The organism is Sphingomonas sp. AC435 (genome assembly GCF_979253005.1).
Map to the genome: position 1 here is coordinate 26,742 of NZ_CEEDCJ010000014.1, position 13,513 is coordinate 40,254.

The 13,513-nt window shown below is 68.3% G+C and carries 16 protein-coding genes; 8 read left to right on the forward strand and 8 right to left on the reverse strand.

Features of this window, described 5'->3' with window-relative positions; translation table 11 throughout:
• Position 1 precedes the first annotated feature (1 nt).
• From AC0CH8_RS17875 to AC0CH8_RS17890, 4 genes are read right to left on the reverse strand one after another with little or no spacing between them, the layout of a single operon-like run.
• Complete coding sequence (locus tag AC0CH8_RS17875) at positions 2-658, reverse strand: CpaD family pilus assembly protein (RefSeq protein WP_465241041.1); 657 nt, start codon at positions 656-658, stop codon at positions 2-4.
• Positions 658-2,268, reverse strand: coding sequence for a type II and III secretion system protein family protein (locus AC0CH8_RS17880; protein WP_465241042.1), 1,611 nt, complete (start codon positions 2,266-2,268; stop codon positions 658-660). The genes AC0CH8_RS17875 and AC0CH8_RS17880 overlap by 1 nt, the downstream gene beginning before the upstream one ends.
• A 1-nt stretch (position 2,269) precedes the next feature.
• The gene (gene cpaB / locus AC0CH8_RS17885; protein WP_204199707.1) at positions 2,270-3,307 is read right to left on the reverse strand and encodes a Flp pilus assembly protein CpaB; all 1,038 of its coding nucleotides are present in this window, start codon (positions 3,305-3,307) and stop codon (positions 2,270-2,272) included.
• Positions 3,308-3,360: 53 nt separating this feature from the next.
• Positions 3,361-3,834, reverse strand: a complete 474-nt coding sequence (locus AC0CH8_RS17890) for an A24 family peptidase (protein ID WP_465241061.1) — start codon at positions 3,832-3,834, stop codon at positions 3,361-3,363.
• 50 nt (positions 3,835-3,884) lie between these two features.
• Here AC0CH8_RS17890 and AC0CH8_RS17895 point away from each other — a divergent pair, with 50 nt between their 5' ends.
• From AC0CH8_RS17895 to AC0CH8_RS17930, 8 genes are all read left to right on the forward strand, one after another.
• Positions 3,885-4,832, forward strand: a complete 948-nt coding sequence (locus tag AC0CH8_RS17895) for an alpha/beta fold hydrolase (protein ID WP_465241043.1) — start codon at positions 3,885-3,887, stop codon at positions 4,830-4,832.
• Complete coding sequence (locus tag AC0CH8_RS17900; protein WP_465241044.1) at positions 4,829-5,899, forward strand: NAD(P)/FAD-dependent oxidoreductase; 1,071 nt, start codon at positions 4,829-4,831, stop codon at positions 5,897-5,899. Before AC0CH8_RS17895 ends, AC0CH8_RS17900 begins: the two co-directional genes overlap by 4 nt.
• Before the next feature lie 17 nt (positions 5,900-5,916).
• Complete coding sequence (locus tag AC0CH8_RS17905; protein WP_204199703.1) at positions 5,917-6,090, forward strand: YegP family protein; 174 nt, start codon at positions 5,917-5,919, stop codon at positions 6,088-6,090.
• Positions 6,091-6,191: 101 nt separating this feature from the next.
• Complete coding sequence (locus AC0CH8_RS17910; RefSeq protein WP_465241045.1) at positions 6,192-7,634, forward strand: phospholipase D-like domain-containing protein; 1,443 nt, start codon at positions 6,192-6,194, stop codon at positions 7,632-7,634.
• A 75-nt stretch (positions 7,635-7,709) separates the two neighbouring features.
• Positions 7,710-8,846 carry a hypothetical protein gene (locus AC0CH8_RS17915; RefSeq protein ID WP_465241046.1) on the forward strand — a complete coding sequence of 379 codons (1,137 nt, stop codon included), beginning with the start codon at positions 7,710-7,712 and terminating at the stop codon, positions 8,844-8,846.
• A 10-nt stretch (positions 8,847-8,856) separates the two neighbouring features.
• Positions 8,857-9,597: a hypothetical protein gene (locus tag AC0CH8_RS17920; RefSeq protein WP_465241047.1), complete on the forward strand. Its 741-nt coding sequence runs from the start codon at positions 8,857-8,859 to the stop codon at positions 9,595-9,597.
• A gap of 188 nt (positions 9,598-9,785) precedes the next feature.
• Complete coding sequence (locus AC0CH8_RS17925; RefSeq protein WP_204199700.1) at positions 9,786-9,995, forward strand: cold-shock protein; 210 nt, start codon at positions 9,786-9,788, stop codon at positions 9,993-9,995.
• A gap of 81 nt (positions 9,996-10,076) precedes the next feature.
• Positions 10,077-10,304: a hypothetical protein gene (locus AC0CH8_RS17930; protein ID WP_204199699.1), complete on the forward strand. Its 228-nt coding sequence runs from the start codon at positions 10,077-10,079 to the stop codon at positions 10,302-10,304.
• Positions 10,305-10,309: 5 nt separating this feature from the next.
• On the opposite strand, the gene AC0CH8_RS17935 is transcribed toward AC0CH8_RS17930, so the two are convergent.
• The 4 genes from AC0CH8_RS17935 to AC0CH8_RS17950 are packed head-to-tail and all read right to left on the reverse strand — an operon-like array spanning position 10,310 to position 13,490.
• On the reverse strand, positions 10,310-10,813 hold the full coding sequence (locus AC0CH8_RS17935; protein WP_465241048.1) for a hypothetical protein: 504 nt from the start codon (positions 10,811-10,813) through the stop codon (positions 10,310-10,312).
• Between the two features lie 33 nt (positions 10,814-10,846).
• On the reverse strand, positions 10,847-11,989 hold the full coding sequence (locus tag AC0CH8_RS17940) for a glycoside hydrolase family 68 protein (RefSeq protein ID WP_465241049.1): 1,143 nt from the start codon (positions 11,987-11,989) through the stop codon (positions 10,847-10,849).
• Between the two features lie 23 nt (positions 11,990-12,012).
• A complete protein-coding gene (locus tag AC0CH8_RS17945) occupies positions 12,013-12,153 on the reverse strand; it encodes a hypothetical protein (protein WP_465241050.1) in 141 nt (46 codons plus the stop codon).
• Positions 12,150-13,490, reverse strand: coding sequence for an MFS transporter (locus AC0CH8_RS17950; RefSeq protein ID WP_465241051.1), 1,341 nt, complete (start codon positions 13,488-13,490; stop codon positions 12,150-12,152). The genes AC0CH8_RS17945 and AC0CH8_RS17950 overlap by 4 nt, the downstream gene beginning before the upstream one ends.
• Positions 13,491-13,513: the final 23 nt, after the last annotated feature.

A 13,513-nucleotide genomic window follows, 5' to 3' on the forward strand; every position in this document is an offset into this window, starting at 1 on the left:
CTTACTTTCCTTCCGACTTCACCGTGGTGCCGCCGCCGCCCGTGGGCGCTGCCTTGCGATAGCTGTTGATCGCGCGCGAACTGGTCGTGGGATCGGTGTCGCCGGTACCCGCGCCGCGGATCAGATCCTCCGGCCGGGCGACCATCGCGGCCAGATTACGGTTCATGGCGCAGCCGTAATTGGGCGAGGTGGCGGCTTCGAACGTGGTGTCCAGCCGATGCTCCCAGTCGGGGCAGCCCGGAACCGTCGCCTTCATGCGGCTGACGACGACGCGCACCGTGCCGGGAGCGATCGGCGCGGCGGTGACCGGCATCTCGTCCGAGATCAGCATCCCGCGCGCAGCGAGCGTGCCCGACACCTGGCCGCGGACCATCGCCGACGAGCGGCCCTGATCGTCCAGCCCGACATGATCGCCGTAGCCGACCCGCAGACCGTCGAGCCAGCCCGTCAGACGCTGCGACTCGCCACTGGCGAGACGGTCGCCTGCCAACTGAAGGTCCAGCAGATAGTCGGACCGCTGCACGACGGGCTGATGGATCGATTCCATTCCCCGGCGCTGGGCATCGCTGCCCATGCACGCGCCCAACAGGAGGGCCGGAGCGAGGACGAGGGCGGACAGAAGAACAGGCTGCTTCATCATGGTTCCTTCGGCGCGCATCAGCGGGAGAAGCCGGGCATTACGGAGCTGCCCTTCTTCGACGACGCGGGGAGGGCGCGCTCGCGGTCTTCGCCAACCGGCCCTTGCGGGACCGGGACGGCGGGAACCGTTGCGGTGGCGCCGATCGCGGGTGCGGCGTCGGTCTGGGGTGCCATCGTCGGCACCGGACGCCGGTCGATCGGGGTACCCGGCAGATAGGGTGCGCTGAGCTGTCCGCCGAGAATGCGGCCGGCATCGGTCGGCGCGCGGTAGCCGTCGGTCGGCAGCGCGATGTCCGATGAGGAGTTCACCGGCTTCACCAGATACGGCGTGATGATGATGACCAGTTCGGTCTCGTTCCGCTGGAAGGCGTTAGACCGGAACAGCGAACCGAGGATCGGCAGGTCGCCGAGGAACGGCGTCTTTTCGATCGAGTTGTTGTGGCTGTTCTGGAGCAGTCCGCCGATCATCACGCTCTGTCCGGAACCGAGTTCCACCGTCGTCTCCGCGCGACGGCTGGTCAGTCCGGGAACGCGCGTGCCGTTCATCGTGATCGCGTTGGAATAGTCGAGTTGCGACACCTCCGGACGGACACGCAGCGAGATGCGCCCGTCGGACAACACGATCGGCGTGTAGGACAGGCTGACGCCGTATTGCTTGTACTCGACCGATATCGTGCCCAGCGCCTGCGCGATCGGGATGGGAACCTCGCCACCGGCCAGGAACGTACCCGTCTCCCCCGACAGCGCAGTCAGGTTCGGATTGGCCAGGGTGGTCACCTGACCGATCGTCTCGCCCAGATCGATCGCCGACAGGATGTCGGTGCCGAACAGGCGGCCCGCGATGCCCAGCGTGCTGCGCTGGGTGCCGACCGAATAGGTCGACGTCTTCCCACCCGTGGCCGCGTCGTAGGTGATCGTGCCGGCATTGCCGGAGTTCGACCCGAACAGGAAGCCGCTGCCGGCGCGGTCGCTGGTGTTGAGGCGGACACCGACGTTCTTGATGAAGCTGCGGCTGACTTCCGCGAAGCGCACTTGCAGGTTCACCTGTAGCGGCGTCGCGGTCTTCAGGCGCGACAGCACTTTCGTGGAGTCCCCGACGAACGCCTGCACCAGTCGTTCGGCTTCGGCGGCATCGTCCGGCGCGGCGACGGTGCCGGTCAGCAGCACCATGCCGTTCATCGGCGTGGCGGTGATCTGCGCCTCCGGCATCGCCAGCGACAGCATCTGTCCGACCGAATTCAGGTTCGTGCCGACCCGGACGGTCGCGGCATAGACGACGGCGCCGCTCTTCGACGTGGCGGAGATCGTCGTCTCGCCGGTCTTCTTGCCGAAGATGTAGAGCTGCGTCGGGGAGCGGACCTGAACGTCGGCGATCCCGTCGTCCGCGATGAACAGGTCGGTCATCGGCTGGGCGAGGCGGACCAACTGGCCGCGACCGGTGTTCACCGACACGATTGCGGCGGGCATCGATACAGGAGCAGCCGGCCGAACCACCGCCGGGCGGGCGTTCGGCTTGCCGCGCGCGGGAGCCGGTGCGCCGAGGGCGGCGGGGCCGGCAACGGCGATGGCGGCAGGGCCGGCGAGGGCGATGGCGAGCGCCCCCGTCAGAGTCATCGTGGAAACGCGCATCTCACTTACCCCCGACGGGCACGGCCGTCACGTTGCTGCCACGGGCGATCCGAACGACCGGCCCCTGGGCGACTGCGGGCGCGGAGCCCGGGAAATTGCCGGCCGGCGTGGCAGGGTTGGCGGCGCTCATCGACGATGCGCCCGCGCCCTGATCCGACTTGCCGGGGACGCTGCGCCGCTGGAACCGCGACACGTCGGCGCCGGTGGCGAAGCTGGAGTTGCCGGACACCGGCTGGGTCGCCAGCTGCATCATCATCGCCTTCTCGGCCTTGGGATCGCCGTTGGGCACCGTGACGGCCCCCGATGCGATCGCCTCTTCGAGTTCGGTGGAATTGTCAGCCAGGCTGCGCAGCGACAGCGATAGCGTACCCAGCGTCTGCGCCACCGCGATCTGCTCCGCGATCTTGGGCGTCGCTTCGACGGTGACGTTGCTGAACGTGCTGACCTTGGTCTTGCCGTCCTCGCCCACGACATTGTCGGTGCGCTGGTCGGTCGCCAGCACGCGCATGTTGCGGATGATCGTCTCCGACACCTTCAGCGGCGGTCCGTCGCCACCACCGGCGACGGTCTGCGTCAGCACGAGGTCGATGCGGTCGCCCGGGAAGACGAAGCCGGCGACGGCGGCCTGCGCGGAAACCGGCACGGTGACGGCGCGCATGCCGGGTCCGAGCGCGGCGGCGAGGAAGCCCCGGTCGCCCGGCTTCACGAGAGCGCCCTGCGTGACCGGCTGACCGGCGGTGATCGCGTTGCGGACGACGGTGCCCTGCAACGCCTTCAGGTCGCTTTGCGAGCGCAGGTAATAGGCGCCGTCGACCAGTTCCTTGGGCCAGGGCTGATACTTCAGCGCGGTCGCGTCGAGGATCGTGCCGACCGGCAGCGAGCGGGTGGCGACCAGCACCTCCGGTCCGTCGATCACGACGGCGGGCGCGGCCATCGCGACCGGCGCGGCGCTGCCCTGCATCATCGATCGGGCGAGGAATGCGGTCAGACCGGCGACGAACAGCGCGCCGACCAGCAGGATGAGTTTACGACTGTCCATGTTGCGTATCCCGCGCCTTTCGCGACTTAATCCGGTTCTTCAGGCGTTAAGCATCAGGCAAAATGGTTAAGGATGGGTTCCCTGAACGCCAGTATGCCTGCGGCGGCGATCGCGACGCCGTACGGCACCTCGATCGGCCGGTCGGAGCGTGCGAATCGCCGGTGAACCAGCATCGCCCCCGTCACGCCGCCGCCAACCAGCGACATGACGACCAACATCCCCACCAGCTCGGGGAGAGGCAGCCACAGCGTCAGCGCCGAAATCAATTTCACGTCGCCGCCGCCCATCATGCCGAAGTGGAAGGCGGCCGCGAAGATCGCGAACAGGATCGCGGCGGCGGCGATCTGGACCGCCGCTCCCGGCCAGAAGGTCGCGGCGTTGGCCCACCACCAGAGTGGGGCGAGTGCGCACAGCGCGATACTTTTCCAGTCCGCGATCTCGCGCGTGCGAGCATCCTCGATCCCCGCCGACAACAGCAGGCCGCCGGCGACGAACGCCAGCCCGATCCGGACGAAATCCCATAGCATCACAGCATCCGTCCTAGACGGCAGGGCTTAGGAAACCGTAACCGGGCCCGGTGATCGTTAACCCGCCCTCGACCACCGCAACGTTGCAGGACTGGCCCACCGACTCGGTGCGCAGTGTATGGCATGCGGCCGATGGCTGGGCGCACCGACGCTACGATCGACCGGGACTCGGACGCGGGCGGCTGCTGTTGCAGGCGGGGCGCGCCGACATGATCGAGAAATATCTGGAGACGCTGGAGCATTTCCACGATCGTGGCTGGGCGACGACGGCGTTCGACTGGCGCGGACAGGGTGGTTCGGGTCGGTTGGCGGAGGGCGATATCGGCCACCTCGACAATTTCGCGACATTGGTGGCCGACCTCGCCGCGTTCTGGCGCGACTGGACGGCGGAGGGTGAGGGGCCGCACGTGCTGGTCTGCCATTCGATGGGCGGGTTCGTGGCGCTGCAAGCGCTGGTGGAGGCCGCGATCGCGCCGGATGCGGTGGTGCTCGTCGCGCCGATGCTGGGGCTGCGCAACCCGCTGGGGGCGTGGATCGGTGGCGGAGTCGCGCGGCTGCTGGCGTCGCGGGGCGATGTGCGGCGGGCGGCGTGGCGGCACGGGACGACGCCGCGGGCGATCCGCGATCGTCAGCGTCGCCTGACGCACGACCTCACGCGGTTTCGGGACGAGCAGGCGTGGTTCGACCGTGATCCGGCGTTGCGACTCGGACCGCCGAGCTGGGGCTGGATCGTGCAGGCGTTCGCCGCCACCGCCGCCCTGCGCGACGATCCGCGGTTGAGCGGCGTGACGACGCCGGTGCAGATGCTGGTCGCCGAGGCGGATCAATTGGTCGATGCCCCGGCCGCGTTGCGCGTCGCGGCGACGCTGCCGAACGTCGAGGTGGTGCGGTTCGGAACCGAGTCGGCGCACGAGATCCTGCGCGAGGCCGACCCCGTGCGACTGCGCGCGCTGGCCGCGATCGACGGCTTCCTCGATGCTGAGGTGCCGCGCCGATGACGTACGACATCGCGATCGTCGGCGCGGGGATCGCCGGCGCGAGTCTGGCCGCGGAACTGGCCCCGCACGCCCGCGTGCTGCTGTTGGAGGCGGAGGACATGCCCGGTCGCCACGCCACCGGGCGATCGGCGGCGTTCTGGTCGGAAACCTATGGCGGGCCGCTGATCCAGCCGCTGACCACCGCGTCTGCGGAGGGTCTCGCACCCTTCCTGCAACCGCTTGGATCGCTCCACATCGGACGGGCCGAGGACGACGGCGCGGTGGATGCGTTCCTGGAGGAGTTTGCGCACAGCGATGTCGAACTGCACCGCGTCGATCCGGCGAGCCTGATCCCCGGCCTGCGCGCCGACTGGACGCTGGGCGTGATGGAACCGAGCTGTGCGTATATCGACGTAGCCGGGGTCCATGCCGACTGCCTGTCGCGGGCGCGGCGCGGGGGCGCGACGCTGGTGGTCGATGCCGGGCTGGAGGTTGCAACGCGGGCCGGTGGCCGCTGGACGATCGACACCCGAGCCGGGACGTTCGCCGCGACCATGCTGGTCAACGCCGCGGGTGCGTGGGCGGATGTCGTCGCGGAGCGGTCCGGGGCGCGCCCGCTTGGTATCCGGGCCTATCGCCGGACCGTCGCGCAGTTGCGGACCTCGCCGCCACCTCCGGCGGGCCTGCCGCATATCGCGGACATCGCCGGGCGCTTCTACTTCAAGCCGGAGGCGGGCGGGCGGCTGTGGCTGTCACCGCACGACGAGACGCCGACCGACCCCTGCGACGCCGCGCCGGAAGAGTATGACGTGGCGCTGGCGATCGACCGGTTCCAGGGTGCGGTCGACTGGCACGTCGACGCGGTCGAGCGGCGCTGGGCGGGGCTGCGCAGCTTCGCGCCCGACCGGCTGCCGGTCTATGGCTTTGCCGAACCGGGCTTTTTCTGGTGTGCGGGACAGGGCGGCTTCGGTATCCAGACCGCGCCCGCGGCGGCGGCACTGGCGGCGGCGTTGCTGCTGGGGCATGATCCCGCGGTGCCGGGCGTCGATCCGGCGCGCTATGCCCCCGCCCGCTTCGCAGCGGGCTGACGTCAGGAGACGATGCCGTGGCCCACAAGTTCACGATCGAGCAGAACAAGGCCGGCGAGTATATCGCGCGCTTCAAGCACAACAGCGAAGTCATCTTCTGGACGGAGGGCTATTCGAGCAAGGCCGCCGCGCGCAATGCGATCGCCTCCATCCTGAAGAACGGCCCCGAGGCGCCGGTGGAGGAAATCTGACGAAGCCCGAACGGCCCGGTCGCGGGAGCCGGAGACAGTAGGCACCGCCATGCGTAGAGCGGCGGCGCGCGTGACGCGTGTATGCGGGGGAATGAACGGGAATGCGGACCGGCGACGAGTTCTGGCGGGTCGAGCACGCCGACAAGATGGCGGTCATCATCGACGCCGACGAATATTTCCGGGTCGCGCGGCGTGCGATGCTTTCCGCGAAGCGGCGTATCCTGCTGATCGGCTGGGACTTCGATGCGCGCATCGTGCTCGACAACACCGTTTCGCAACCGCGCCCGCTGGGCCGGTTCGTCCACGATCTGGTCGAGGCGAACCCGGCGCTGGAGGTGTTCGTGCTGCGCTGGGATACCGGTGCGATCAAATCGCTGTTCCGGGGATCGACGTTCTTCACGGTGCTGCGCTGGATGCGGCACCCGCGCATCCATACCAAGCTGGACGGGCACCACCCGACCGCGGCGTCGCATCACCAGAAGATCGTCATCATCGACGACTGCCTCGCCTTTTGCGGGGGCATCGACATGACCGCGGAACGTTGGGACACGCGCGAGCATCTCGACGACCAGCCGCTGCGGCATCGCCCCGGCGGCCAGCCCTACAAGCCTTGGCACGACGCGATCAGTGCGGTGCAGGGGCCGATCGCGGGAGCACTTGGCGTGCTGTTCCGCGAGCGGTGGCGGGCCGCGGGCGGCGACATGGCGCTGTTGCCCGAGCCCGAGCCGTCCGGGCCATGCTGGCCGGACGGGCTGCCGATCGATTTCGAGAACATCGAGGTCGGCATCGCGCGCACCTTCCCCGAGATGGACGACCAGCAGCCGGTGTACGAAAGCGAGGCGCTGTTCCTGTCGCAGATCGCGGCCGCCCGCCACACGCTGTATATCGAGAGCCAGTATTTCGCGTCGCGCAAGATCGCCGAGGCGATCGCACGGCGGCTTGACGAAGCGGAGCCGCCGGAAATCGTCATCATCAACCCGGTGACGGCGCAGGGCTGGCTGGAGCCACTGGCGATGGATACGGCGCGGGCGCGGCTGATGGAGGCGCTGCGGCGGCGCGACCGGCATGGACGGCTGCGCATGTATCACCCCCACACCGCGGGCGGCACGCCGATCTATTGCCACGCGAAGATCCTGATCGCCGACGGCGAAGTGCTGAGGCTGGGGTCGTCGAACATCAACAACCGCTCGCTGCGGCTGGACACGGAGTGCGACCTGTCGATCGCGCCGACCGACGAGGGGCAGCGTGCGTGCATCGTCGCGATCCGCGACGGACTGCTGGCCGAGCATCTCGGCCTGCCGGTCGAGCAGGTCGCGGCGGCCGTCGCGGAGCACGGATCGCTGATCGCGACGATCGAGGCTTTGCGGGTGCGGGAAGGGCAGGGGCGCAAGACGCTGGTCCCGTACGAGGTGCCCGACCTGACCGCCGTCGAGACCTGGCTGGCCGATAACGAGGTGCTCGATCCGGAAGGACCGGACGAGATGTTCGAGGTGTTTTCGAAGCGGGGGCTGTTCCGACGCTGGCGGTGGCGCCGGCGGGGCTAGTCGGATCGACTAGCCCCGACCGCAGGTGGCCTGGCGTATGGTACTTCGGTCGAACACAGCCGATCGGAAGCCATCATGAGCCTTGCCATCGACGGCGGCGTACGGGTCGCCACCCAGGCCGCACCACCCCCACCGCCGCCTACGGATGCGCGATCGGTGGTGGCGCAGGCAACCGATCCCAGGACGGGATCGGTCGACACCCCCAAGCTGGCGCAGTGGGTCGCCGATGTGGCGCGGACGTCGCCGGAAACGGCATCGTCGGCCTACGCCGGCATCGAGGCGCAGCTGAGCGTCGGCGACGTGTCCCGCCTGACTGTCGATGTCGCCCAAGCGATGCGGACGCCGCCCGCGCCAGCAAAGCGCGAGGACGATCAAGATCCCACCTATTCGGCGTATGGCGCGGGGATGGCTCCCGATGTGGCGGGCCGCCGGGTGTTGCGCGACAACCCGCTGCTGGAGGTTCAGTGGCGTTCCACCACCAGCCCGGTGACCGGCCGGTCCGGCTTTTCCGGCCCGCTGGAACGGGCGATGGACAAGGCCGGTATCCGTCACGATTTCGCGGTAGCGCCGCGACCGGTGAACGGCACGACCATCAACACCTCCGCGTCCAAAACCTTCAACGGCCATGCGGCGCGCGATGCGATCGCGGACCAGTTGCGGACCGATCCGCGCTATAGCCAGGTCGCGAACGAAGCGGACGGCACCATCGTCCGGCAGACTTCGATGGGCGAACGTCATGTCGATGTGACCGCCATCCGAGCGGGCGCACGACCCGAAGACAATGTGCGTGTCGATGTCGAGTCGAAGCTCGGCTCCGCGGCAGGGAGCCGCGGCCCGAAAGGCAATCTGGCCCAGGTCGCCAAGGACGGTGAGCGAATCTTGGAGAATGCCGGTATCCGCAGGATCGGCGCGGTCGCGGAGGGTGTCGGCAAGGTGGCCCGGCCGGTCGGCGTGGTGATCGACGCGGTGCAGATCGGCAGCGCGATCAAGGCCGATGGCGGAACGTTCGGCGACAATAGTCAGCGAGCGGCAGGCAGCCTGGTTGGTGGAGCCGCCGGCGCATGGGGCGGCGCTCAGGCCGGGGCCGCGATCGGATCGTTGGGCGGGCCGGTCGGTACCGTGGTCGGCGGCCTTGCCGGTGCGGCGATCGGTGGTATCGTCGGCAGCGGTGTCGGCGAAAAGGCGGTCGACTGGGTGAAGGGCTGGTTCTAGTCTCCGCACAATGTTCGGTCTCGGTCGTAAGCGCGAAGGCGAGTCGCGCCTGAAGAAGAGCTTGGCCGGCTATCCCGCGTGGTCGTCGCCCCATCGTGGAACGGTGCTGAAGCTTGGCGACGGGGATGCGCCGCTGCTGACCCCGTCCGAGGCACGGGAGAACCTGCAGGCGTATCGCGACGCCGTGCCGGTGCGCATCGATATCCTGCGTCCGGTGCTGCGCGATCTGGGGCTAGTGCTGGATGAGGCCTATACCGACGCGGCGGGCTTCGTTCGGCGGCTGCATCCCGTGATGCTGGCGGAACTGCCCGCGCTGTATCGACCGGAACTGGCGCGTCGGGAGGCATGGGAGACGTCGGACCGCGCGGGTGATGCGATCGTGCTGTCCTTTATGGGCGATCTGGCGATGCTGACCGGCGATGTGCTGATCCGCGCCGCGCCGGGCGCGTTCTGGGGTATGGACCTCGACCCCCGCGACCGAACGAAGTTCGCACGCGCGCGACCGTGCCTGCTGGGGCTGGTCGACCGGCATTTCCCGGATGCCGAGCCGGACGTGTTCCATCTGGAGGCGGAGTGGTTCGGCTATTACGCCAATATGGATGATCCGGCGCGGCTTGCTCCGGCCGAGCCTTTGCCGGGGCGCTGGACCGACGTCATCGGCGGGATACTTCCGGAGCGGCTGGAGCGGTACCGGGCGGCGCCGGACATCGCGCAGCGGCGCGCGCGGGGATGGATGCGCGAGGCTGCGTAGAGGCGCATGCCTGCCCTTACCGGGGCGTCACCTTGCGATTGCGGCGTACGAGGCGCATATAGGAGTCGCTATAGTCGCATATCGACGGTCTTCGGCGCTTTGCGGCACCCTCTTCCTTCTTTCCCTGCTGCCCTGGCGCCGGCGTTCCCACACGGGGAGCGACGGACACGAAAGAAGGAATGCCTGTCATGACTACCGGAACCGTCAAGTTCTTCAACGCCGACAAGGGGTATGGCTTCATCACCCCCGATGAGGGCGGCAAGGACGCGTTCGTGCACATCAGTGCCGTGGAGCGCGCCGGCATGGTGACGCTGCGCGACAACCAGCGCGTCCACTTCGAAATGGAAGAGGATCGCCGCGGCAAGATGGCAGCAGTGAACCTGCAGCCGGCGGACTGAGTCCGCTCGGGCGACGGCGCACTACGGCGCGTCGTCGCCCGATCTTCCCAGACGATCCTGCCCGATGGCGGAAGGAATATCATGTCCGACGATGCAGCCTTCTATCGCAACCGCGCGACCGTAGAGCGCTCCAACTCGGAGGCCGCGACGCTCCAGAACGTCAAGGACCGCTGCGACCGTGCGGCGAGCACGTGGGAACAGATGGCGGTCCGCGCCGAGCGTACGCAGATCATGCGCGCCCAGCGCGAAGGTTCGAAGACCTCCGCCGAGCCGGTGTCCGAAATGGCCGAGGAATCGGCAGAGGCCTGACGCAGTCAGCGGGGGCGTAACGCCAGCGCCGTCGCGTGGAGATCGCGGGCGGTGTCGCTGTAGAGGCGGCAGATCGCCGTCATCTCCGCCGACGACAGCGGTAGGATCGCCTTCGGCATCCGGCCCGCGGCCGTGGCATCGCGGCCCCCGGCATGTTTCAAGAATTCACGCGAGCGGCCGATCGCCGAGAGTCGCGCGTGACCCGTACGGCGATGGACCGCAGCGCCGGTGACACGGTGCAGCGCCGACAGTTTATTGGCGGTGTTTCGCTGCTTGGGCCTGACCGGCGCGCCGATCCAGTCGGCGACCTCATCCACCAGCACGTTCAGGAAGCGATCGAGCTCGCCGAGCGCGTTGCCGATGAAGGGCGCGTGGACGCCGGCATCGCACCGTGGCGCGACGTGACGGTCGAGATAGGCAGCCCCGCGCATCAGTGTTTCATGCGCCCGGTCCAGCGATGCCGCGCGCCGAACGCCGTCATTCGGCAGGGTGAGGGGCGATGCGATCATCGCGCCGCCTAACATGGCTCAAACCACAACAGCCTATGAAATCGATGGATCGGGCGAGATGGCCACTTGGTCGCCGTCGATGGTGAGACGGAACCAGGGTGCGGCCGTGCCGCCGAAATGGGCGCGGCGAGTCTCCGGCGTGTCGGGCGATCGGCCTTCCAGACCCGGGAAATCGACGAAGCTGATGACGTCGCCTTCGCCCGTCACCCACCAGCAATAGGCCTGAAAGGGCTCATCAGCCGGGTTCGCGGCGACGAGTCCGGTGCCGTTGACCGGTCGCCAGGGCCCCGCGATCCGATCTGCGACCATCGCGTAGAGGCCGGTCACGCCTTCGGTGGCGGCGGGGGAGAAGCGTTTCGCCTGTGTCGACCAGAACAAATAGTAGCGGCCGTCGGCCACGACGATGTGCGGGCGTTCCATCTCGGTGTTGGTACCGACCGCCTCGATCAGAGGTGGCGTGAGCACCCAGCGGTCGCTCTCCCGCCGGGCTGCGCCGATCACGCCGTCGAATATGGCGTCCAACCATCCGGCGGAGCCGACGAAGAGCAGATACTCCGCACCGTCCGCGGGATCGCGGAAGTAGCCGGGGTCGCGGAATCCCTTGATCCGGTCGTTCACAGCCTCCGTCTGGTCGGCGGGTGCGTAGGTGGTGCGATCGTTGGCGACGGACTCTACGGGTGTAGACCAGCCTTCGGTTCGCGCCTCTGCGGCGACGAACCGGCCGGTGCTTTCGAACAGGCGCTGCTCGAAGCTGCGAGCTACGCCACGGCGGCCAGCGGCGGTGAAGTACATCGTCAGCGTCTCGCCGTCGTCGCCGAGCACCGCCGAGCCGGACCATTCGCGACTGCCGGGCGTGAACCCCTCTGCGAAGGTGTCGCCATGGTCGCGCCATCCGTCCGCGCCGTAACTGGTCAGGCGGATGCGCGCGGCGTCGTGGCGCCGGTCGGGATCGGGAAAGCGCGGGGTGGCGAGGAAGAACCAGAAACTGCGCCCCTCAACGAACACGGTACGTCCGTCGGCGTCGGCGATCGGCCACATATCCCAGACATCGTGACCGGCGACGACCGGCGCGAGGTCGGCGGCGCGGATCACGGGCAGGGCGGCGCCGCGCTGATCGCGGATGCCGGCGACGTCGGCGGCGGACCAGTGGGTGGGAATCCAGAGGGGGTCGGGCATGGGGGTCCTGTGCGGGCCTTTCGTCACGCGGCGGTGACGTGGAAGATGGCGACGCTTTCCGCCTTCATCGCGGGCAACGGCAGTCCCCATCGGCGCCATGCCGACGGTCCGCCGTCGCGCGGCTCCAGCACGATGCTGGACGACGGGCCGTGCAGGGCGATCACGCCTGCGTCGCTCCCACCGGCAGGCCCCCGGTGTTGCGCTCGCGAACCGACCAGACGGCGACCGCGGCCGCCATCATCAACAGCCCGCACAGCGTCAGCACGTGACGCGGATCGCCGTTCATCATCGGCTGGTAGTAGAAGGGCAACGTCGCCGCGAGCAGCAGCATCGGAATGACGATCATCATGTTGAAGATGCCCATGTACACCCCCGTGCGGTGCGGCGGGATCGACCCTGCGAGGATGACGTACGGATTGCCCATGATGCTCGCCCAGCCGATGCCGACGCCGATCGCGGGGAGGAACAGCATCCACTTCTCGGTGATATGAGGCAGCCACAGCATGCCCGCGCCGGCGAGCACGAGGCAGGCGGCATGCAGTCCGGCCGCGCCGAAACGCTTCGCCAGCGGCACCATCGCGAACGCGGCGACGAAGGCCACCGCGTTGTAGAACGCCGCCATTTCTCCATTGGTCAGCACCGCGGAATGGAAGCCGGTCGAGGTGGGCGCATCGGTGCCGTAGACGGACCGTCCGATCGCGTAGATCACATAGGCCCAATAGGCTGCCATCGCGTACCACTGGAACAGGCTCATCACCGCAAGCTTGCGCATCGCCAGGGGCATGTCGCGGATCGCGCTGACGATTTCCGTGAAGGTCGCGACGACGCCTTTCGGCTCGGCGGCGATGCGGGCGCGCTCGGCCAGCGATAGCGGCAGTTCCGGTACCCGGCGGATCGACCACAGGATCGTCGTGAAGCTCAGCACCGCGCCGACCATGAACGCGATGCGTGCCGTATAAGGGATGTTGTGCGCGTCCACCCAGTCCTGGTTCATGCCCGCCCAGACGAGCAGCGACGGCGTGAGGAAGGCGAGCATCTGCGCGAGGCCGGTGAACGCCGACTGCGTCAGGAACCCGACCTGATGCTGGTTCGCGTTCAGGCGATCCGACACATAGGCGCGGTACGGCTCCATGGTGATGTTGTTGCCGGCATCGAGGATCCACAGCATCGACACCGCCATGAGCAGCGACGAGGACAGCGGCATGAAGAACAGCCCGATCGCGCACAGCACCGCGCCGCACAGGAAGTACGGCGTTCGCCGACCCCAGCGCGAGTCGGTCCGGTCGCTCATCGCGCCGATCAGCGGCTGCACCAGCAGGCCGGTGATCGGCCCTGCGAGGTTGAGGATCGGCAGCGCCGCCTCCGACGCGCCGAGATAGCTGTAGATCGGCGCCATGTTGCCCAGTTGCAGGCCGAAACTGAACTGAAGCCCCAGAAATCCGAGGTTCATTTCCAGTATGCGCGGCAGCGACAGATGCGGCTTGGAGTCAGGAAAGCGCATGGGCGACGGGATCCCCTCGGACC

Coding starts and splice junctions, on each gene's coding strand:
- AC0CH8_RS17875 (WP_465241041.1), bottom strand. CDS start 658: ATGCGCGCCGAAGGAACCATGATGAAGCAGCCTGTTCTTCTGTCCGCC.
- AC0CH8_RS17880 (WP_465241042.1), bottom strand. CDS start 2,268: ATGCGCGTTTCCACGATGACTCTGACGGGGGCGCTCGCCATCGCCCTC.
- cpaB (WP_204199707.1), bottom strand. CDS start 3,307: ATGGACAGTCGTAAACTCATCCTGCTGGTCGGCGCGCTGTTCGTCGCC.
- AC0CH8_RS17890 (WP_465241061.1), bottom strand. CDS start 3,834: ATGCTATGGGATTTCGTCCGGATCGGGCTGGCGTTCGTCGCCGGCGGC.
- AC0CH8_RS17900 (WP_465241044.1), top strand. CDS start 4,829: ATGACGTACGACATCGCGATCGTCGGCGCGGGGATCGCCGGCGCGAGT.
- AC0CH8_RS17910 (WP_465241045.1), top strand. CDS start 6,192: ATGCGGACCGGCGACGAGTTCTGGCGGGTCGAGCACGCCGACAAGATG.
- AC0CH8_RS17915 (WP_465241046.1), top strand. CDS start 7,710: ATGAGCCTTGCCATCGACGGCGGCGTACGGGTCGCCACCCAGGCCGCA.
- AC0CH8_RS17920 (WP_465241047.1), top strand. CDS start 8,857: ATGTTCGGTCTCGGTCGTAAGCGCGAAGGCGAGTCGCGCCTGAAGAAG.
- AC0CH8_RS17925 (WP_204199700.1), top strand. CDS start 9,786: ATGACTACCGGAACCGTCAAGTTCTTCAACGCCGACAAGGGGTATGGC.
- AC0CH8_RS17930 (WP_204199699.1), top strand. CDS start 10,077: ATGTCCGACGATGCAGCCTTCTATCGCAACCGCGCGACCGTAGAGCGC.
- AC0CH8_RS17935 (WP_465241048.1), bottom strand. CDS start 10,813: ATGATCGCATCGCCCCTCACCCTGCCGAATGACGGCGTTCGGCGCGCG.
- AC0CH8_RS17940 (WP_465241049.1), bottom strand. CDS start 11,989: ATGCCCGACCCCCTCTGGATTCCCACCCACTGGTCCGCCGCCGACGTC.
- AC0CH8_RS17950 (WP_465241051.1), bottom strand. CDS start 13,490: ATGCGCTTTCCTGACTCCAAGCCGCATCTGTCGCTGCCGCGCATACTG.